This is a genomic window from Blastococcus sp. SYSU D00695 (assembly GCF_054050555.1).
Window position 1 is genome coordinate 40174 of sequence record NZ_JBJGZP010000022.1, and the last position, 19717, is coordinate 59890.

Below are 19717 nucleotides of genomic sequence, written 5' to 3' on the forward strand. Positions count from 1 at the left end.
GGCGCTCAGGCCCCGGGGACGACGACGGCGCGGCCCCGGACCGTCCCGTCGTGCAGCTTGCGGTAGGCCGCCGGCGCCTCGTCGAGTGAGTAGCGCTCCACCTCGACGTGGACCGCCCCCGACCGCGCGAGGTCCAGCACCTCCATCAGCTCCGGCCGCGTCCCCCAGTACGGGGCGCGCACCGAGGCACCGAACGGCGTCGAGAAGAACCCGGTCGGCAGCAGGCCGCCACCGATCCCGACGATCTGGATCACGCCGTCCGCGGCGACGGTCTGCCGGGCGATCTCCAGGGTCGGCGGGGCGCCGACGAAGTCGAACACCGCCTGCGCGCCCACCCCGCCGGTCAGCGAGCGGATCGCCGCGACCGCCGACGGGTCCGACCGCAGCACGTGGTGCGCCCCGACCTCCGACGCCAGCTCCAGCTTCTCGTCGCTGATGTCCAGCGCGACCACCACCGCGCCGGTGATCGCCCGCAGGATCTGGATGCCGACGTGCCCCAGCCCGCCGGCGCCGATCACCACCGCGGTGCTCCCGGCCGGCAGCGCCCCGAGGCTGTCCTTGATCGCGTGGTACGGCGTCAGCCCGGCGTCGGTCAGCGACACGGTGGCCACCGGGTCCAGGTCGCCCAGCGGCACCAGGTGGCGGACGTCGTCCACGATCATGTACTCGGCGAGCGCGCCGGCCGCGCCGAGCCCCGGCGGCTGGATGCCCAGCTCGGCGGCGCGCGGGCAGTAGTTCTCCGCGCCCCGCGCGCACGCGTGGCACAGCCCGCAGCCCCACGGCCCGTAGACGGCGACGGCGTCCCCCACGGCCACGCCGGTCACGCCGTCCCCGAGGGCGTCGACGACCCCCGCGCCCTCGTGCCCGAGCGTCAGCGGCAGCCCGTAGCCGTACTGCTCCTCCGGCAGGCCCATGATGAACGAGTCGGAGTGGCACAGCCCGGCGGCGGTGACCCGCAGCCGCACCTGCCCCGGGCCCGGTTCGGGCGTCGGGACCTCCACGACCTCCGGTTCGCCGCCGATGGTCCGGTACTGCACTGCACGCATGCGGGTTCCCTCCTCGCGGTCGGCATCGGTGCCGGCGGCGTACCCCGCCGGCGGCCCCTCACCGGGCGCGCCGGTCCTCGAGCGCCGCGAGGCGGTGCAGCGCGGCGGTGAAACTGTCGTTCCACAGTCCCAGATGTGGCCACCGTTCGGCGACGTGCGCGGTGGCGTCCTGCACGGTCATGCCGTGCTCGCGGACGAGGTAGCCGCGGAGGACGAGTCCGGTGCGGGAGGCGCCGCCGTGGCAGTGGACGAGGATGCGGTGACCCTCGTCGTGCAGGGCCTTCATGTCGTCGAGGACGTCGGCGAGCATGACGTCGAGGTCGGCGTTGTACTCGTTGTCGGCGATGTAGGCCATGCGGTGCACGGGGTGCGGGAAGGGCTCGCCGAGGCGGCAGAGGGAGATGACGGCGAAGTCGGGGTCGCTGGTGCGGGCGCCGTCGAGGTTGCCGGCCCAGATGCCGGGCAGGACCTCGGCGGGTCCGATGCGGGGGATGACGCCGGGGTCGTAGGACTGCTGGACGCCGGAGTCCAGGGCCGCGGCGAGCTGCTGGAGGTCGGCCAGCCGCCACACGCGGTCGCCGTGGCCGGGGACGCGGCCGTGCACCGGGGACGCCCAGCGGCTGGGGATGGCGCCCATGCCGTGGACGGCGCCGGCGAGTGCGCCGGCCACGCAGGCGACGGTGTCGGTGTCCCCGCCGAGATCGATGACCAGCCGCAGGACGTCGGGGAAGTCGCGGCCGGTGCGCAGCGCCCAGACGGCCTGGCCGAGGGTGGGCCAGACGGCGCCGTTGCTCTCGGTGGCCCGGTCCGGGGTCCAGTCGGGGGCGAGCACGGTCGCCCAGCGCTCCCGGTGCTCCTCGGCGACCAACTCCAGCGCCGCCGGGATCGCTGCCAGGGGGTCGCCGCCGTCGAGCGCCACGCGCAGCAGCTCGTGGAAGACCGCGCAGCCCTCGCCGGCGGCGGGGTCGCCGTGGGTGAGGGCGGAGATGCGCCGGGCGGCGTCCATGGTCGCGGCGGTGCCCGCGCGGGCGAAGTGGATGGCCGCGGGTGTGGTGCGCATCAGCGAGCCGTTGCCGGCCGCGTGCCCGGTGCCGGCGAAGTGCTCGGCGGCGGCGGCGTCCCAGGGGCGGCCGGAGCCGAGGACGGCGCGGGTCTGGGTGCCGATGTCGGGCGGGTTCGCCTGCGCCCAAATGCGGAACCGGGTGAAGACGTCGTCCTCGTCCAGGCCGGCCCGCTCGACCAGGGACTGCGCGAGCAGCAGCGCCATCTGGGTGTCGTCGGTGAACTCGCCCGGCGCCCAGCCGAGCGCCCCGCCGCCGCACATCTCGGTCCGTGCGCCGCGGGCCGGTGCGGGGAAGCGGGCGGTGAACGCCCCGGGCGGGCCGAACTCGAACGGCGCGCCCAGCGCGTCGCCGACGGCCGAGCCGACGAACGCGCCGGCGACCCGGTGGGAGCGGTGCATCGAGGCCACGCGGGAACGATGCCACCTGCGCCGTCCGCGGGCCGGGGGCCGGCCCGCCCAGCCGGCCCCGCCCGGAGAGTGACGCATCTGACTGAGCGGTTCTCCCTCAGCAGTCACAGCGCTCCCACCGCTCTCGGCCGCTCCGGGTCCGAACCCCGATCTCCGTACCCTCAGTGCGCAACCGACTACGGAAGGACGGCTTCGTGGCCAAGCACCTGCTCGACGAGACGGCGGAGTTCGCCATGCCCCGCGCCGGGCGGCACGCCCAGCCCGAGGACGTCCTCGAGCCCACGCGCCGCTTCGACACCGGCCTCGGCACCCGCCAACCCCGCCCCGAGCCCCGCCCGGCCGCTCGTCCCCGCTGACGCCTGACGGCGGCGGGCGGTAGGAGCACGCCTCCGGATCGCCGCGGTCCTCGCGGCGGCTGACGTGGTCCGAGCGGCTCAGGACGGCGGCTGCGCACCCACGACACCGGCGACCTCGCCGGCCGCGGTGTGCCCGGCCTCGACCGCGGCGACCAGCGGGGACCCCGCTCGCCAGCCGGCCAGCACGCCCGCGGCGAAGGCGTCCCCGCAGCCGGTGGTGTCCACGACCCGCTCGACCGGCGCCACCGGCACCGCCACCGCCCCGGTCCGCGTGACCACCCGCGTCGGCCCGGCCCCCGCGTGCACCAGCACCAGGGGCGGCGCCCACTCCGGCACCGTCCCGGTCAGCCCGAGCACCGCCGCCTCGTCGGCGTTGCAGAACAGCACGTCGGCACGCAGCGCGGCCAGCAGGTCCACGTACCCGTCCACCCCGTGCAGCCCGATCCGGGTGGCCGCCGCGACGTCCGCGCTCACCGGCGCGCCCGCCTCGCGCGCCAGCGATGCGGCGGCGGCCAGGGCGGCGGGGGAGCGGAGCAGGTCGTAGCCGTCGACGTGCAGGACGGCGGCACCGGCCACCCACGCCGGCCGGACGTCGGTGACCTCGAGCGCGCCCTCGCCGCGGTCGGTGAGCATCGTGCGCTCGCCGTCCGGGTGCACGAGCACGGTGGTCAGCGGCGCCCGGCCACGCCGCACCACGGCGACGTCCACTCCTCGCCCGGCGAGCCCGGACAGCAACCCGTCGGCCAGGGCGTCGGCGCCGGCCCAGCCGGTCATCCGCGCGGGCACCCCCAGCCGCGCGAGCCCGGCGGTCACGTTGGCCGCCGCCCCACCCGCCGACGCCGAGCGGACGACGCGCTGCTGCCCGCCGGCGACCAGCGGCCCGGACAGCTGCAGCACCTGGTCGGCGACCAGCTTGCCGAGCGCGACCACCGGCCCGCCACCGGCGCGGCGAGGCCAGTCGGGGATGCCGTCCGTCACGGGGGACAGCCTGCCCGATCAGCCCTCCCGGGCGGCCGCGTCGTAGACCCGCACCGGCACGGGCACGGTCCAGTAACGCTGCTCCCGCGCCCTCTCCAGCAGCTCCTGCAGCCGGTCCCCGCCGAGGCGGATCAGCTCGAACCGCGCCGGGTCCCCCTGCGCCACGTTCTCCACGAGATACAGCCAGAACCGGTCCGGGTCGTCCTTCGCGGCCACGTACCTCCAGCACTCGAGCAGGATGTCGTGCCCGCGCGAGGACGTCGGGCACGCCCGGACGGCGATCACCCGGTCCCCGCTGACCACGTCGCCCGCGCCCTCGCCGCGGACGTCCCGGGCCGGCCGGCCCTCGCCCTGCTCCCGCTCGATCACCCAGGCGATCGCTGCGCCCTCGATCTGCTCCCGCCCGCGCAGCTCCGTCGTCGTCATCGGAATCCCCTCCGTCGACGTCCCCCCGCCCAGCCGGTGTACCCCCGTGAGCGGGAAAGGGGAACCCGGGCGGACGAAACGGCGCCGGCGGTCCGTGCGGACCACCGGCGCCGTCGCGTCGGGCCTGCCGTCAGGCGGCGACGGCGCCCTCGGCCGGCAGGTCCTCCTTCTTGGCGTTGACCAGCACGACCGCGACGATCAGGGCGAGCGCGAGGATCCCGGCCGCCGCGGTGAAGGCCACGTGGTAGCCGGTCACCGATGCCTCGGCCTGGGCCGTCGCGGCGAACGCCGGGTCGGAGGCCAGCCGCGCGCCGTTGTCCTCGAACCAGCCGCTCACCGACGAGGCGAAGATCGTCGTCAGCACCGCCAGGCCCAGCGAGCCGCCGACCTGCTGCGCTGTGTTCAGCACCGCCGAGGCGATGCCCGAGTCACGGGGTTCGACACCGACCAGCGCGGTGCTGGCCGTCGGCACGAACACCGCCGCCAGACCGAGGCTGAGCAGCAGCATCGCGGGCAGCACCTGGCTGACGTAGGAGCTGTCGTCGCCCGCCTCGATCCGCGTCAGCGAGAACATCCCGACGACGGCCATGACGAGGCCGACGAGCATCAGCGGCCGCGGCCCGACCCGCGGCAGGATCTGCGACACCACGCCCGCGCCGACGATGATGCCGCCGCTGAAGGGCAGGAACGCCCAGCCGGCCTCGAGCGGGGTGTAGCCGAGGGTCCGCTGGAAGTACAGCGTCAGGAACAGGAACATCGCGAACAGCCCGGCGCCGACCAGCAGGAACAGCAGGTAGGAGCCACCGCGGACCCGGTCGAGGATCACGCGCGTCGGCAGCAGCGGGTGGCTCGTGCGCGTCTCCCAGACCGCGAAGGCGGCCAGCAGGACGACGGCGACGACCAGCAGCGTGATGGTCACCGGGTCGCCCCAGCCCACGCCCTCCTCGGCGGCCTTGGTGAAGCCGTAGACGAGGCTGACCAGCCCGACCGCCGACAGCAGCACGCCCGGGATGTCGAAGTGCCGGTCACCCTCGGCGCGGCTCTCGCGCACCAACGGGATCGCCGCGGCGGCCGCGGCCAGCGCGATCGGCACGTTGACGCCCAGCGTCCAGCGCCACGAGGCGTACTCGGTGAGCACACCGCCGAGGATCAGGCCGATCGCGGCGCCACCGCCGGAGATGGCGCCGAAGACGCCGAACGCCCGGGCCCGCTCCTTGGGGTCGGTGAACGTGACGGTCATGATCGACAGCGCGGCCGGCGCCATCAGCGCGGCGAACGCGCCCTGGAGCGCGCGGGCGGTGTACAGCAGGCCCTCGTTGGGGGCGATGCCGCCGAGGCCGGAGGCGACGGCGAAGCCGACCAGGGCGACGACGAAGACCCGCTTGCGGCCCAGGAAGTCCGCGATCCGGCCGCCGAGCAGCAGCAGCCCGCCGAAGGCCAGCGTGTAGGCGGTGACCACCCACTGCAGGTTCGCGTCGGTGATGTCCAGGTCGGTCTGCAGGACCGGCAGCGCGACGTTCACGATCGACGCGTCGAGGATGATCATCAGCTGGGCGACCGCGATGACGGCCAGTGCCAGCCAGCGCTTCGGGTCGAGCCCCTCGGGTGCCCGGTGCTGCCCGGGCGGGAACGGATCGTCGGGGAGATCGCTCTCCGACGGGGTGGCGAGACGTTCGGTGGACATGACGGTGGGGTCCTTCCTGCGCCGGGCGCAGTTCTGCGGTGCTGCGGTGGTTGGTTCGGTGCGGCGGGGAGCGCGCGTCGCAGCGCGGTCTCCCGCGGTGGTGCGCCCGGCGGGTCAGTGCCGGGCTTCGAGACGTGTGGGCGGTCAGCCCGGAGCGTGGGCGAGTCCTGCGCCGGCCCAGCGCAGGCAGTCGCTCACGAGCTCCAGGAACCGGTCGTAGGGCTCGTCGGGGTCCCAGGCGTCCACCGCGGTGCCGACCGCGGCGATCGCCGTGTTGAGGACCAGGGTCGTCCTCACCCCGTCGGTGCCGGCGCAGCGCCGGCTCAACCAGTCGCGCAGGTCGGGCTCGAAGCTGTCACAGGCGCCGCGCGCCGACCGGCACAGCCCCGGCGACTGCTGGAGCAGCCGCTTCTGCAGGGGCAGCCGCTCCGCCAGGAGTCGCGCCAGGCTCAGCGCGACGTCGGTCAGCGCGTCCCAGAGTGGCCTGTCGGTACGACAGTCCTCGAGCACGTCCCGCCACTGGCGCACCTCGTCGGGGTCGAGGTCGAAGACGACGGCTTCCTTGCTCGCGAAGTAGCTGAAGAACGTCGTCCGGGAGACCCCGGCCGCGGCGGCGATGTCCTCCACGCTCACGGCGTCGAAGCCGCGCTCGCCGATCAGGCGCAGCGCGGTCGCGCGGATCGTGCGCCAGGCCGCGAGCTTCTTGCGCTCCCGCAGGCCCAGCACGGCGGACACGGGACAGCGGGCGGTGTGCGCCTTGCCCGCGATCTCCATGGCCGAGGACGCTAGACCTGAACCTGTACTGAGTTCAAGTTCTTACTGCGTCCGGCTTTCGATGTCACCTGGAGTTCACCAGCCTCGCCACCGCCGGCTGCCGGCGCATCCTCGTCGTCCTGACCGGGGACGCGGCTGCGGTCCTCGCGCGGCGCGGAGCCTCGAGGTGGCTGCGACGACGTCGGCGAGGTGCCCGTGCAGGTCCACCTGTCTCCGTGGGCGGCTCGCCACGTGGCGGAGTGCGGGACCACGCTCTGAGCCGTGCGTGCACCGGTGCTCGCGCTCAGTGAGCCGGCGGGCCGTTCGCCACCCGCCCGGGCGAGCGGCGTCACCCGGGCTGCTGCACTCCGGGCCGAGGGGGGCATGCCCCGCCCGGACCGGGGGAGGACCCTGCCGTCCAGCGCCGTCCTCCGGGAGGAACACCGTGTCCCAGCACGTCGACCCGTCGCCCAGCGGCGGTGTGCGCACCGGCGGCGCGTGCACCCGGCGCACCGCCGGGCACACGCCGCACCGCAGCACCATCCTGCTGTGCCACACGGGCACCCTCGCCCAGTGGCGGCCGGTGCTCGTCATGGGCGTGGTGGACGACGTCGTCACCCTCGCCGACGGCGACGAGCTGCTGCGCTACCGCAACCACGCGCCCGCCGAGCTGGCCCGGGCGGTGGCCGAGGCCGGCGCCGAGGGGCACCTCAACACCCAGTTCGGCTACCTCTTCCTCGCCTCCTGGCCGCGCGACCCGGAGGCGGTGTTCTCCCTCGCGCCGGTCGACCGGCCCGGCGGCGCGTGCGGCTGAGCCTCCGCCGGCTCCCCGAGACGCCGCGGAGCCCCGGTCGCAGCGTGGCGACCGGGGCTCCGGCGGTCGGGCCCCCGGGCAGGGCCCCGGGTGACCGGGCTCAGGCGATGCGCCGGGCGCCCGCGTAGTCCGGCATGGACGCCGCCTCGACCACCTTGACCGGCTCGCCGGCGGTGGAGGCGTGCACCATCTGGCCGTTGCCGATGTAGATGCCGACGTGGCTGACCGGGCTGTAGAAGAACAGCAGGTCGCCCGGCTGCAGGTCCCAGACCCCGACGGGCGTGCCCATCGTCGACTGCATCCGGGACGAGTGCGGCAGCTCGATGCCGGCCGCGCGGTAGGCGCTCTGGACCAGCCCGGAGCAGTCGTAGCTGCCGGGTCCGGCGGCGCCCCACTGGTAGGGCTTGCCCTGCTGCGCCAGCGCCGTGTCGACGGCGACCTGGGCGGCCGGGGTCGCGGCGGGGGCCGGGGCGACGGCGACGGCTCCCCCTGCCGGGGCGGAGGCCGCCGCGTTCGGCAGCGGGCTGAGCATCAGTCCGGCGCCGGCGAGGGCTGCCACGGCCAGGCCGCGGGCGGTACGGGAGGTACGACGTGCGGAGGTCGTGCGAGTGGTCGTCATGGACGACGGGTGCTCCTCGTGCTCGGTTGCAACGGCTGCCGGAGACCTGGGGGCGTCCGGCCCGCAGCGACGTTAGGAAGCACGTCCCGGGGCGTCGAATCCCGACCCGCCACGGGGACCGGGCGCCGACCCTGGCGTGTCGGCCCCTCCCCTCGACAGCGATCCCGCCGGGCTGACCTGGGCGGACGTCGCGGCGCCCGGCACTCGGATCGGACGAGTGCCAGCGCTCTCCGACGGATCGTCGCCACGCCGCGGCGGTCTCACGCACGGTCACCGGCCGTGGTCATGATGTGGCCGGATGGTGACCGGTGATTGGCGCGCCGGTGTGCCGGGCATCGGGAGGGGGACGGACGTCCACCGTCCACCGAACCCCCGGGCGGTCCCACGACGGGTCGCCCGCCGACCGGAGGAGGCCGCATGGCCGGCATGTTGCGGAAGCTGATGGCCTCGGGCGTGGCTGCGAAGCTCGTCCAGGAAGCCCGCAAGCCCCAGAACCAGGAGAAGATCAAGGCGATGATCGCCAAGCTCGGCGAGCAGAACAAGAAGCGCGGCGGCGGCGCCGGCCGGGGGCGCGGCCACGGGTACTGATCCGCTCCATCTACGCGACGGCCCCCGCCCGGCTGCTGCCGGGCGGGGGCCGTCGCGTGTGCGGGGGAGTGCGCCGGTTCAGGGACGGCCGGCGCGGGCGACACCCACCTCGGTCGCGACGAGCACGGCCTCGCGCACCGGCGCCCGGTGGTGCTCCAGGTAGTCGGGCGCGCAGCACACCAGCAGCGTCGTCCCGTCCTCCCCGCCGAGCATGCAGGCGAACACGCCCATGCCGTCGGGCGCGGGCACCGACTCGACGATCGCCCCGCCCGGCGCCAGGCGCGCGACCCGGCCGCCGTCCGCGTCCGCGGTCCAGATGTGGCCCTCGGCGTCCAGCGTGCAGCCGTCCGGTCCGATGGCCGCCCCTCCGGTGGCCTCCGGTCCCAGCGCCGCCCACTCCCGCCGGTTCGACAGCGTCCCGTCCTCGGCGAGGTCGAAGGCGGTGTACCGGTTGCCCAGGGTCTCGCCGACGACGAGGGTGCCGCCGTCCGGGGTGATCACCATGCCGTTGGGGAACTCCAGCCCGTCGGCGACGACGTGCACCGAGCCGTCGGGGTCCACCCGCTTCAGGGTCGTGGCCGAGGGCGCGTCCCCGCTCATCAGGTCGAACCCGAAGTCGCCGGCGAACACCCGCCCCCGCTCGTCGACCACCAGGTCGTTGAGGTGCCCGCCGCAGTGCTCGGACAGGTCGGCGTAGGTGGACAGCTCGCCGTCGGCCCACCGCAGCAGGCGACGGTCCCTCATCGACACGACGACCAGCGACCCGTCGGCCAGCCAGCCCAGCCCCGACGGCTGGTTCTCCACCTCGAACAGCACCGTCTCCTCGCCGGCCGGCGTCACCCGGCTCACCGTGTGCCGGTAGAAGTCCGACACCCACCAGGTGCCGTCGCGCCAGCGCGGCCCCTCGAAGAACCCACCACCGGTCAGGACCGTCCGCAGCTCTCGTTCCGCCATGTGTTGCTCCTATGTCAAGCCGCGGCCGGCTGGCAAGCCGGCGCGGCGGTGTCGGTGGGCCGAAGCAGGTTGAACACGATGCGTGCCAGGCGTCGCTTGAGCGCACGGAGGGCTTCCATCGTGGTGTCGCCGTTGGCGCGTCGGCGCTGGTAGTAGGCCCGGCCGAGGCCGTCGAGTCGGATCTGGGTGACGGCGATGCGGTGCAGGGCGGCGTTGAGCTGCCGGTTGCCGCCGCGAGCGAGTCGGTGCCGCGTGGTCTTGCCGGAGGAGGCCGGGATGGGCGCGGCGCCGGCGTGCATGGCGAAGCATGCCTCGGAGCGGAACCGGGCCGGATTGGCCGTCTCGCCCAGCAACTTGGCGGCGGTCAGCGGTCCGCAGCCGGGCAGCGCGAGCAGTTGCGGGGCCTGGGCGCGGACCAGGTCGGTGAGTTCTCGTTCGAGTTCGTCGATCCGGCCGGTCAGCGATCGGATGTCGGCCAGTTCCTCGAGCGCGATCCGGCGCAGCGTGCTCGCCGGCAGTTCCTCGAGCCGGGCCTGTGCTCGGTTGAGCTGCTTGGTCAGGTCCAGGCCACGGGCCGGCAGGTCGAACTCCGGGTCGAGCTCGTGCAGCCGCCAGCGCAGCCGGTTCTGCAACCGCGTGCGGGTGCCGACCAGGTCCTCGCGGTGATCCACCAGCAGTTTCAGCTCGCGGGAGGCGTGGGTGTGCTCCGCGCGCGGCAGGTCCGGCTCCCGGACCGCGGCCCGGGCGATGGCCAGCGCGTCGATGGGGTCGGACTTGCCGCGGGTGCGGGCGCTGGTGCGGGTCTGGGCCATCAGCTTCGGAGGCACCCGCACCACCGCAGCGCCGGCATCCAGCAGGCTGCGTTCCAGCCGGGTCGACACGTGCCGGCAGTCCTCGACCGCGAACAGCACGGCCTCGGCGACCTGACTGCCGGCCCAGCGCAGCAGCTGCCGGTGCCCGGCGTCGGTGGCCCGCACGCTCAGCGGCTTGCCCACCTGCCGTCCGGCCTCGTCGACGGCGACCGCGCAGTGGGTCTGCTTGTGGACGTCGATGCCAACCGTGACCACCATGAAGGGGTCTCCTCTCTGACCCGAGAAGGGACGGTTGGGCCGGCCGGCGGACACACCTCAGTGGGGGCGCGGCCACGCTCCTATCAAGTCACGCCGGTCGGCCCTGACCAGCGATGATCGGCACAACGCATGAACGTCAGCCCCGAAGAGCGGCAGCGACCCTACGAGCCAGACCATCACCGGCCAGGATCCCAACCACCGCAACCGACCGGTGCGGCGCCAGCACCCTGACACTGACGCGGACCCTAGGTCGGCCGGACCCCGGCGGCCTTCCGGACCTCGCCGAGCAGCCGCCGGCTCGCCGCCCGGGACGCGGGCGGCTCGCGCGGCGGCGGGGATGAGGCGCGTGGGTGGCCGGCACGGCGCCACCCTGGGGCTGCCGGGTCAGGCGGTGAACTGCTGCTCGCCGATGACCGACAGCAGCTGCAGCTTCTCGGCGGCCTCGGTGCCCGGGGCGGCGGTCAGCACCAACAGCACCTGGCCCTGGTTCTCGGTGGACAGCGCCTGGCAGTCGACGTCGATCGGCCCGAGCTCGGGGTGCACGAGCGTCTTCGCGTCCTCAAACCGCTTCCCGACGTCGTGCCGTTCCCAGACCTCGACGAACTCCGGGCTGGCGGCGCGCAGCCGGCGCACGATCTCCGCGGCCCGGTCCGTCGAGGCCCCGGCCGTCAGCGCCGCCCGCAGCCCCGCGGCCTGCAGCCGGCTCTGCCGCGCCTGGTCGGCCTGGGGGTAGCGGGCCCGGTCTGCCGGGTCGGTGAACCAGCGGTAGTAGGCGCTGCGGGCCAGGCCGGTGTGCCGGGTCTCGTCACCGAGCAGCGCGGTGGCCAGCCGGTTCTGCAGCAGCGTCTCGGCGAGGTCGGAGAGCACCAGCGCCGGGGTGTCGGCCAGCCGGTCGAACACCCGCTGCAGCGCGGGCGCGACGTGGTCGGCGGCGCGCACCCGCAGCGGGGCGTGGTGGCCGGCGAGGCGGAACAGGCGGTCGCGCTCGTCGACCGTCAGCCGCAGCGCGCGGGCGAGGGCCGCGAGCATCTGCTCGGACGGTTGCGGGCCGCGCCGCTGCTCCAGGCGGGTGTAGTAGTCCGCGGACATCGTGGCCAGCGCGGCCACCTCCTCGCGGCGCAGGCCCGCGGTGCGCCGGCGCAGGCCCGGCGGCAGCCCGACGTCCGCCGGCTGCAGCCGCTCCCGCCGGCTGCGCAGGAAGTCGGCCAGCTGCGTTCGGTCCACGCCGGCCATCGTGCCCGGCCCGTGGGGGGCCATCCAGGGAGCGGGAGTCCCTGGATGAGCGCTCTCTGCCGCGCCGCCGGCCGGCGCCGCAGGCTCGGTGCCATGGACATCGCACACAGCACCGTCTTCATCACCGGCGGGACCTCGGGCATCGGTCTGGGCCTCGCGCAGCGCCTGATGGCCGCCGGCAGCACCGTCGTCGTCGGCGGACGGCGCACCGACCGGCTGGCCCGCATCGCCGAGGAGCTTCCCGGCATCGGCACCCAGGAGCTCGACGTCTCCGATCCGGCGTCGATCGCGGCCGCGGCCGAGGCCGTTACCGCCGCATACCCGGAACTCGACGCCCTCGTGACGACCGCGGGGATCATGCTGCCCGAGGACCTGACCGACCCCGCGCACCTCGACGTGGCCCAGCGGACGGTCGACACCAATCTGCTGGGCACCATCCGCAGCATCGACGCCTTCCTGCCGGCGCTGCTGCGCCGGCCGAGGGCGACGGTGATGACCGTGTCCTCCGGGCTCGCCTTCGTGCCCATGCCGCTGACGCCGACCTACAGCGCCACCAAGGCGGCCGTGCACTCGTACACGCAGGCGCTGCGGGTGCAGTTGGCCGGGCGCCCGGTGCAGGTGACCGAGCTGGTGCCGCCGGCGGTGCGGACCGACCTCATGGGGCAGCGGGACTCGGCGCACGCGATGCCGCTGGAGGAGTACCTGGACGAGGTCATGGGGATCCTCACCGATCGGCCCGACGCCGAGGAGGTCCTGGTCGAGCGGGTGCGGCCGCTGCGGTTCGCCGAGGCCGAGGGCCGGCACGACGACGTCCTCGCCGGGCTCTCCCGCTACGCGGCCTGACCCCGGCCGTCACGCCTCGCCGCGTCCTCCGGCAGTGCCCAGCGGGACCGGGCACCGCCGGAGGAACGGGGGAGGGGCACACGAGGGCCCGGTCCTGCCCTGGCCGATGCGTCGTCCCGGAGCCGGGGAGGGCGAGGAGTCGTGTCACCGGCTCATGGGCTCCCGGGCCGACGGGGTCACCGGTGTGCGGCCCGCGCACTCGTGCGCGACACCGGCCCTCCGCAGGCGGACGCGGCGGATGGTCACGGACCGCTCGCTGCGGCCGAGCCTGCGGGCGGCCTCCCGGATCGAGCCGGTGAACACGTCGGCGTCCTCGGCAGCTGTCCATCGGCGGGCTCCAGCGACCGGTCGCGCCCGCATGCCCACCGGCCGCGTCCACGCGGCCACGCGCGCGGCCGACTCCCGCTTCCGGTCGAGCGCGAGGCACCCGTCCGGATAGAGCCAGGCCGCGAACGGAGCGGCCGGATCCCCGGCCACCATCGGGTTGAAGACCCCGTCGCGCGTGTTCCGGCGGGGGACCCGGTGGGCCCCGGTCACCGCCAGGGCCTGCGCGCAGAAGAACTCGGCGAGCGGGCGGCTGGCGGTGACGAAGCTGACGAACGGCCGGCCGGTACGGGTGAGACCCACGCTGCCGTCTCCGTCGACGAGGCCGCGCAGGTAGTCGGGGAGGCTGACCGGGCCCGCCGGTGGCGCCACCGTCGCCGCCTTGCGCCCGCTCGGCAGGCCCAGACCGACCAGCTCGCGCCGGAAGGCGAGGTCCGACACCGTCCACACGGCCGAACGATGGGGCCCGAAGTTCGTCGTCCGCTCGCGGTAGGACACCCGCGAGTAGACGTCGAACAACCCGGCGAACGCGTGGAGCACCGCCTCGTCCCGCACGGACAACTCGATCGAGAAGCGTCCCTTCTGACCGACCCCGGCGTAGAGGCAGCCGTCCGTCTGCGCGAAGCCGAAGAAGTAGGCGTGCGCCGGGATGCGCAGGTCGAGGTGGGGCACCGGGCCACCCTCCCGCGGACGTCCGACAGGAACTGCGCCCGGATGTGAGGGTGGGCGGTGTGGGCACCGAACCGGAGTGGGTCGAACACGTCATCTGGTGGCACGTCTACCCGCTGGGCTTCGTCGGCGCCGAGCGGGAGCGCGACCCCGCCGCCCCCGTCGTCCACCGGCTCGGGCACCTGACCGCCTGGCTGGACCACCTCACCGGGCTCGGCGCGAACGGCCTGGCCCTCGGCCCGGTCTTCGAGTCCTCGACGCACGGCTACGACACCACCGACCACCTGCGCGTCGACCCGCGCCTGGGCGACGACGCCGACCTCGACGCCCTGTTCGCCGCGGCGGCCGATCGCGGGATCCGGGTGCTGCTCGACGGCGTCTTCCACCACGTCGGCCGCGACCACCCCGCGTTCCGGGCGGTGCTCGAGCAGGGCCCGTCGGCGCCGACGGCGTCGTGGTTCCGGCTGCGCTGGCCCGGCGGCCCCGGGGCCTGGCGGCCCGGCGTGGAGCCCGGGTACGACGACTTCGAGGGCCACTCCGCCCTGGTGGCGCTGGACCACACCGAGCCGGCCGTGGTCGACCACGTCGTCGAGGTCATGTGCACCTGGCTCGACCGCGGGGCGTCGGGCTGGCGGCTGGACGCCGCCTACGCGGTGCCGACGTCGTTCTGGGCGGAGGTCTCCCGGCGGGTGCTGGAGCGGCATCCCGGCGCCTACCTCATGGGCGAGGTGATCCACGGCGACTACCCGCGCTTCGTCGCCGACAGCGGCCTGCACTCGGTGACCCAGTACGAGCTGTGGAAGGCCGTCTGGAGCTCGCTCAACGACACCAACCTGCACGAGCTCGCGCACGCACTCGGCCGCCACGACCGGTTCGCGCGGTCCTTCGCGCCCTACACGTTCCTCGGCAACCACGACGTCACCCGCATCGCCAGCCGGCTCACCGACCCCGCGCACCTCCCGCACGCCGTCGCCGTGCTCGCCACCGTCGCCGGCACCCCGGCGGTGTACGCCGGCGACGAGCACGCCTTCCACGGCATCAAGGAGGACCGCGCCGGCGGGGACGACGCCGTCCGCCCGCCGTTCCCCGCCACCCCCGCCGAGCTCTCCCCGCTGGGCCGGCCCACGTTCGCGCTGCACCAGGAGCTGCTCGGCCTGCGCCGGCGCCACCCGTGGCTGCACCGGGCCCGCACCGAGGTCGTCGACGTCACCGACGAGACGCTGGTGCTCGCCTCGGCGGGGGACGGCGGCCGGCTGCTCCTCGCCCTCTCCACCGCCGGCCGGCCGGTGACGCTGCCCGCGCCCGGGGCCCGCGCCGTCCTCGCGGGGCAGGCGCGGCCGGCCGGCGACCGGGTCGAGCTGCCCGCCGGCGGCTGGGCCGTGCTCGCCGGCTGAGCGGCGGCCGGGGGATCAGTCCAGCAGGCGCAGCGAGGGGCGCGGGCTGGCCAGCTCCTTCTCCAGCGTCACCCGGTGCCGGCCGTCCGGGTCGTGCCGGAAGTCCAGCGAGTCCACCAGCGCCTGCATCAGCAGCAGCCCGGTGCCGCCCTCGGCGCGGTCCCGCCCGTCCCGGGTGTTCGGCGCCGCCAGCGGGTCGAGGCCCCGGCCGTCGTCCCACACGGTGATCCGGCACAGCCGGTCGTCGATCTCGACGCCGACCTCGTAGTGGGCGTGCTCGCCGCTGTGCTGGACGACGTTCGCGCACGCCTCGGTGAGCGCCAGGGTGACCTCGTCGACGACGGGCCGGGCGATGCCGAGGTGCTCCAGCGCCTGCCGGGTGAGCCCCCGGACGAACGGGACGCTGCCGGTGTCCACGGGCAGGGTCACGGTGAACGCGATGTCCACACCCACCCCTCCCGCCGGCCGACCGGGCACAGCCTGACAGGTCCGGGCGGCGGGCACGACTCCGGGCCGGGGCGCTCCCGGGCGGGTGACCTGCCGCGACACCGCGGCTGGCGGCGCCTACGGTGGAGCCGGTAGACGAGCGCCGTCGAGGGGACGCGCGGCGCGGTGGCGGGTGAGAGGCGACGAGTCGGTGCTGTTCGAGGTCCAGCGCACGAGTGTCCGAGGACGCCCGGCGCTGGAGGTCCGCGGTGAGCTCGACATCGCGACGTCCCCCCAGCTGGGCGCCGCGGTCGCCGACGTGCTCCAGGACGGGGCGACGTCCCTGGTGGTCGACCTCGGCCCGACCACGTTCCTGGACTCCTCCGGCGCGCGGCAGCTGACCCGCACCGCCCGGCACTGCCGGGACCTCGGCGTCGAGCTGCAGGTGGTGTGCCCCGCCGACAACCGCCCCGTCCGCCTCGTGCTGGACCTGCTGGAACTGCACCTGGCGGTGCCGATCGTGGAGAAGGCGAGCCGGGCGGGCGGGGGCTTCGGCTCGTAGGGTCGGCAGGTGACCCCCGCCGGCAGCACCGCCGAGAGCGCCCTGACCGAGGCGCTGCTGCGGTGCGCGGACGAGCCGATCGCCGTCCCCGGCGCCGTCCAGCCGCACGGCGCGCTGCTGGCGGTCACCGAGCCGGACCTGGCCGTGGTCGTCGCCTCGGCCGACGCGGCCGCGGTGCTCGGCCGCGAGGTCGCCGGCCGCACGCTGGCCGACCTGCTCGGCCCCGCCGACCTGGAGCGGCTGCGCTCCGGGGCGGCCGGCGACCCCTCCGCCGCCGACCCGCTGCGGGTGGAGCTGCCCGGGGGCCCGGCCGACGTCGTCGTGCACCGCAGCGGCGGGCTGCTGGTCACCGAGTGGGAGCCGCTGGCCGGCGCCGCCGAATCCGGTGCCACCTGGCACCGGCGGCTGCCCGCCGTGCTGCAGCGGCTGTCGGCCACCGCCACCCTCGAGCAGCTGACCGACGTGCTGGCCCGCGACGTGCGCGACCTGACCGGCTTCGACCGGGTGCTGGTCTACCGCTTCGACCGGGACTGGAACGGCGAGGTCGTCGCCGAGGCCCGCCGGGCGGACCTCGCGCCGTTCCTCGGCCTCTGGTTCCCCGCTGCCGACATCCCGGCGCAGGCCCGGGCGCTGTACGCGACCAACTGGCTGCGGCTGATCCCCGACGCCCGGTACGCCCCGGTGCCGCTGGAGCCGCCGCTCGTGCCGGGCACCGGCCGCCCGCTGGACCTCTCCGGCGCCATGCTGCGCAGCGTCTCGCCGGTGCACCTGGAGTACCTGGCCAACATGGGTGTCCGCGCCTCGATGTCGATCTCCCTGCTCGACCGCGGCCGGCTCTGGGGGCTCGTCGCCTGCCACCACTACGCCGGCCCGCGCCGCCCGTCGTACGCCGACCGGGTCGCCGCGGAGTTCCTCGGCCGCACCGCCTCGCTCCTGCTGCACACCGCGGCCGGTGCCGCCGAGCAGGGCGACGTCGTCGGGGTGGCGCAGCGCTCGGCCGACCTCGTCGCCGCCGTCGGCCGCGCCGGGCGCAGCGCGCTGCCCGCGCTCACCGAGGACGACGGCACCGGCCGCCCCACCGTGCTCGACCTGCTGCCCGCCGCCGGGGCGGCCGTCCGGGTCGGCGGGCGCCTGCGGCTGCTCGCGGACACACCGCCCGCCGAGCGCGTGGGCCCGCTGGTGGAGGCGTTGCTGGCGGCCGGCACGCCCGTCACCGACTCCCTGCCCCGCACCCTGCCGGAGGCCGCCGACCTCGCCGGGCCGGCCAGCGGCGTGCTCGCCGTCGGCCTGGACGGCGGGGACTTCCTCGCCTGGTTCCGGCCGGAGACCCCGCGCGAGGTCACCTGGGGCGGCAACCCGCACAAGACCGAGGTGACCGGGAGCGGGCGGCTGTCCCCGCGCCGCTCGTTCGAGGCGTGGACCGAGACCGTCCGCGGCACCGCCCGCCCCTGGCGCGAGCACGAGGTCGCCGCCGCCCGGGCGCTGGGCGAGCAGGTCGCCGTCGCCGGGCGGGCGCGCGCCGACCAGGAGAACCGGATGGCTGCCGCGCTGCAGCGCACCCTGCTGCTCGACGAACTGCCCACGGTGCCCGGCGTGGACCTCGCCGCCCGCTACCTGCCCAGCGCCGACGACGTCGTCGGCGGCGACTGGTTCGACCTCGTGCCGCTGCCGAGCGGACGGGTGTCGCTGGTGCTCGGCGACGTCGCCGGGCACGGCCTGTCCGCGGCCGCCGTCACCGCGCAGGTGCGCCACGCCCTGCGCGCGGCCCTGCTGCGCGACGCCGGCCCCGGCGCCGCGCTGGCGGAGCTCAACCGGCTGCTCACCGCGCTGCTGCCCGGGGAGATGGCGACCGCCGTCGTCGCCGAGCTCGATCCCGCCACCGGCGAGGTCGCGGTGGCCAGCGCCGGTCACCTGCCGGTGCTGTCGACCGCCACCGGGTACGTCACGGCCGGCCGCGGCCCGGCGCTGGGCATCCTCGACGACGCCGGGTACGAGCAGACGCGGCTGCGGCTCGCCGGCGACGAGCGGCTGCTGCTGTTCAGCGACGGCCTCGTCGAGCGGCGCGGGGAGCCGGTGACCGCCGGGCTGGAGGCGCTGCGGGTCGCGGCGTCCGCCGGCGGGGCCGACGTCTCGGCGCTGCTGGACGGCGTCCTCGCGGCCCTGGACCCGCCGGGCACCGACGACGTCACCCTGCTGGGCCTCGGCCGGGCGCTCTGACCGGGGTCGCTCAGACCAGGAAGCGGTAGGCGGTCGTGCCCGGCGCCAGGTGCTGGATGCGCAGCGGGCTGGCCTCGATGCGGGCCAGCAGGCCGGGGAGGTCGGCGGCGCTGCCCAGCTCGATGCCGGTCAGCGCCGCGCCGGTCTCCCGGTTGTCCCGCTTGACGTACTCGAACAGCACGATGTCGTCGTCGGGGCCCAGCACCTCGTCGAGGAAGCGGCGCAGCGCGCCCGGCTCCTGCGGGAACTCGACCAGGAAGTAGTGCTTGAGCCCGCGGTGCACCAGCGAGCGCTCGACCACCTCGGCGTACCGGCTGACGTCGTTGTTGCCGCCCGACAGCAGGCACACCACGGTCTGCCCCGGCGCGACGGCGACCTGGCCGCCGGTGAGCGCGGCGGTCGCCATCGCCCCCGCGGGCTCGGCGATGACGCCGTCCACCTGGTACAGGTCCAGCATCTCGGTGCAGATCTGGCCCTCGGGCACGGTGACGACCTCCGCCCCGCTGGCGCGCACCATCGGCAGGGTCAGGTCCCCGGCCCGGCGGACGGCGGCGCCGTCGACGAACGTGTCGATCTCGGCGAGCTCCACCGGGTGCCCGGCCGCCAGGGCCGCGGTCATGTTCGCCGCCCCGGCGGGCTCGACCCCGACCAGCCGGGTGCCGGGACTGCGCTCGGCCAGCCAGGTGCCGGCGCCGGCCAGCAGCCCGCCGCCGCCGACCGGGAGGACGACGACGTCCGGCGGGCCGGGCAGCTGCTCCAGCAGCTCGACCGCGACCGTGGCCTGCCCGGCGATCGTGCCCGGCGCGTCGAAGGCGGGCACGAGCGTCGCGCCGGTGGCGTCGGCGTGCCGGGCGGCGGCCGCGGCCGCGTCGTCGTACGTGTCGCCGGACAGGACCAGCTCCACCATGCCCTCGCCGAGCGCGACGATCCGCTGGCGCTTCTGCCGCGGGGTGGTGCCGGGGACGAAGACGTAGCCGCGGACCCCGAGGACCGCGCACGCGTGCGCGACGCCCTGCCCGTGGTTGCCGGCGCTGGCGCACACGACCCCGGCGGCGCGGGCGGCGCCGTCCAGCCGGCTGATGGTCGTGTAGGCGCCGCGCACCTTGTAGGAGCGGCCGACCTGCAGGTCCTCGCGCTTGAGCCAGACGTCGGCGCCGGTCGCGGCGGAGAGGCGGGCGTTGCGCTGCAGGGGCGTCCGGGTCGCGACACCGGCCAGCCGCCGGACGGCGTCCTCGACCTCGGCGGAGAAGCTCACCGGCTCATCCTCGCCGAGCGCGGCGCCGGCGCCGG

Annotated in this window: 20 protein-coding genes; 7 read left to right on the top strand and 13 right to left on the bottom strand. The window is 75.7% G+C overall.

Annotated features, from left to right (window positions below):
• Positions 1-5: 5 nt before the first annotated feature.
• Positions 6-1046 (bottom strand): NAD(P)-dependent alcohol dehydrogenase, encoded by a 1041-nt coding sequence (locus tag ACI781_RS14655; RefSeq protein ID WP_456566847.1) that lies wholly within the window; start codon positions 1044-1046, stop codon positions 6-8.
• Between the two features lie 58 nt (positions 1047-1104).
• The gene (locus tag ACI781_RS14660; RefSeq protein WP_456566868.1) at positions 1105-2508 is read right to left on the bottom strand and encodes an ADP-ribosylglycohydrolase family protein; all 1404 of its coding nucleotides are present in this window, start codon (positions 2506-2508) and stop codon (positions 1105-1107) included.
• 203 nt (positions 2509-2711) lie between these two features.
• Here ACI781_RS14660 and ACI781_RS14665 point away from each other — a divergent pair, with 203 nt between their 5' ends.
• A complete protein-coding gene (locus ACI781_RS14665; protein ID WP_456566848.1) occupies positions 2712-2873 on the top strand; it encodes a hypothetical protein in 162 nt (53 codons plus the stop codon).
• 78 nt (positions 2874-2951) lie between these two features.
• On the opposite strand, the gene ACI781_RS14670 is transcribed toward ACI781_RS14665, so the two are convergent.
• The 4 genes from ACI781_RS14670 to ACI781_RS14685 all read right to left on the bottom strand — a co-directional run bounded on the left by ACI781_RS14670 (position 2952) and on the right by ACI781_RS14685 (position 6735).
• Positions 2952-3851 (bottom strand): carbohydrate kinase family protein, encoded by a 900-nt coding sequence (locus ACI781_RS14670; RefSeq protein ID WP_456566849.1) that lies wholly within the window; start codon positions 3849-3851, stop codon positions 2952-2954.
• Positions 3852-3869: 18 nt separating this feature from the next.
• Positions 3870-4277 carry a hypothetical protein gene (locus ACI781_RS14675; protein WP_456566850.1) on the bottom strand — a complete coding sequence of 136 codons (408 nt, stop codon included), beginning with the start codon at positions 4275-4277 and terminating at the stop codon, positions 3870-3872.
• 130 nt (positions 4278-4407) lie between these two features.
• A complete protein-coding gene (locus ACI781_RS14680; protein ID WP_456566851.1) occupies positions 4408-5961 on the bottom strand; it encodes an MFS transporter in 1554 nt (517 codons plus the stop codon).
• A 144-nt stretch (positions 5962-6105) separates the two neighbouring features.
• The gene (locus ACI781_RS14685; RefSeq protein WP_456566852.1) at positions 6106-6735 is read right to left on the bottom strand and encodes a TetR family transcriptional regulator; all 630 of its coding nucleotides are present in this window, start codon (positions 6733-6735) and stop codon (positions 6106-6108) included.
• 424 nt (positions 6736-7159) lie between these two features.
• Here ACI781_RS14685 and ACI781_RS14690 point away from each other — a divergent pair, with 424 nt between their 5' ends.
• Positions 7160-7528, top strand: coding sequence for a hypothetical protein (locus tag ACI781_RS14690; protein WP_456566853.1), 369 nt, complete (start codon positions 7160-7162; stop codon positions 7526-7528).
• A 100-nt stretch (positions 7529-7628) separates the two neighbouring features.
• Here ACI781_RS14690 and ACI781_RS14695 read toward each other — a convergent pair whose 3' ends face one another.
• Positions 7629-8147 (bottom strand): C40 family peptidase, encoded by a 519-nt coding sequence (locus ACI781_RS14695; RefSeq protein WP_456566854.1) that lies wholly within the window; start codon positions 8145-8147, stop codon positions 7629-7631.
• 426 nt (positions 8148-8573) lie between these two features.
• On the opposite strand from ACI781_RS14695, the gene ACI781_RS14700 reads away from it, so the two are divergent.
• The gene (locus ACI781_RS14700) at positions 8574-8735 is read left to right on the top strand and encodes a hypothetical protein (protein WP_456566855.1); all 162 of its coding nucleotides are present in this window, start codon (positions 8574-8576) and stop codon (positions 8733-8735) included.
• A gap of 78 nt (positions 8736-8813) precedes the next feature.
• Here the strand turns inward: ACI781_RS14700 and ACI781_RS14705 are convergent, their stop codons facing one another.
• The 3 genes from ACI781_RS14705 to ACI781_RS14715 form a co-directional block, all read right to left on the bottom strand.
• Positions 8814-9689, bottom strand: a complete 876-nt coding sequence (locus tag ACI781_RS14705; RefSeq protein WP_456566856.1) for an SMP-30/gluconolactonase/LRE family protein — start codon at positions 9687-9689, stop codon at positions 8814-8816.
• Positions 9690-9703: 14 nt separating this feature from the next.
• Positions 9704-10759, bottom strand: a complete 1056-nt coding sequence (locus tag ACI781_RS14710) for an IS110 family RNA-guided transposase (protein WP_456566857.1) — start codon at positions 10757-10759, stop codon at positions 9704-9706.
• Positions 10760-11143: 384 nt separating this feature from the next.
• Positions 11144-11992, bottom strand: coding sequence for a helix-turn-helix transcriptional regulator (locus tag ACI781_RS14715; RefSeq protein ID WP_456566869.1), 849 nt, complete (start codon positions 11990-11992; stop codon positions 11144-11146).
• Positions 11993-12085: 93 nt separating this feature from the next.
• Here ACI781_RS14715 and ACI781_RS14720 point away from each other — a divergent pair, with 93 nt between their 5' ends.
• Entirely contained in the window at positions 12086-12835 is a 750-nt protein-coding gene (locus tag ACI781_RS14720; RefSeq protein ID WP_456566858.1) for an SDR family oxidoreductase, read from the top strand.
• 144 nt (positions 12836-12979) lie between these two features.
• Here ACI781_RS14720 and ACI781_RS14725 read toward each other — a convergent pair whose 3' ends face one another.
• Positions 12980-13831 (bottom strand): LAGLIDADG family homing endonuclease, encoded by an 852-nt coding sequence (locus ACI781_RS14725; protein ID WP_456566859.1) that lies wholly within the window; start codon positions 13829-13831, stop codon positions 12980-12982.
• Between the two features lie 59 nt (positions 13832-13890).
• On the opposite strand from ACI781_RS14725, the gene ACI781_RS14730 reads away from it, so the two are divergent.
• On the top strand, positions 13891-15222 hold the full coding sequence (locus tag ACI781_RS14730; RefSeq protein ID WP_456566860.1) for an alpha-amylase family glycosyl hydrolase: 1332 nt from the start codon (positions 13891-13893) through the stop codon (positions 15220-15222).
• Between the two features lie 15 nt (positions 15223-15237).
• On the opposite strand, the gene ACI781_RS14735 is transcribed toward ACI781_RS14730, so the two are convergent.
• Complete coding sequence (locus ACI781_RS14735; RefSeq protein ID WP_456566861.1) at positions 15238-15669, bottom strand: ATP-binding protein; 432 nt, start codon at positions 15667-15669, stop codon at positions 15238-15240.
• Positions 15670-15841: 172 nt separating this feature from the next.
• On the opposite strand from ACI781_RS14735, the gene ACI781_RS14740 reads away from it, so the two are divergent.
• Positions 15842-16210 (top strand): STAS domain-containing protein, encoded by a 369-nt coding sequence (locus ACI781_RS14740; RefSeq protein ID WP_456566862.1) that lies wholly within the window; start codon positions 15842-15844, stop codon positions 16208-16210.
• A 9-nt stretch (positions 16211-16219) separates the two neighbouring features.
• The gene (locus tag ACI781_RS14745) at positions 16220-18427 is read left to right on the top strand and encodes a SpoIIE family protein phosphatase (protein ID WP_456566863.1); all 2208 of its coding nucleotides are present in this window, start codon (positions 16220-16222) and stop codon (positions 18425-18427) included.
• Between the two features lie 10 nt (positions 18428-18437).
• Here ACI781_RS14745 and ilvA read toward each other — a convergent pair whose 3' ends face one another.
• Positions 18438-19682 (bottom strand): threonine ammonia-lyase IlvA, encoded by a 1245-nt coding sequence (gene ilvA / locus ACI781_RS14750; protein WP_456566864.1) that lies wholly within the window; start codon positions 19680-19682, stop codon positions 18438-18440.
• Between the last annotated feature and the right edge of the window lie 35 nt (positions 19683-19717).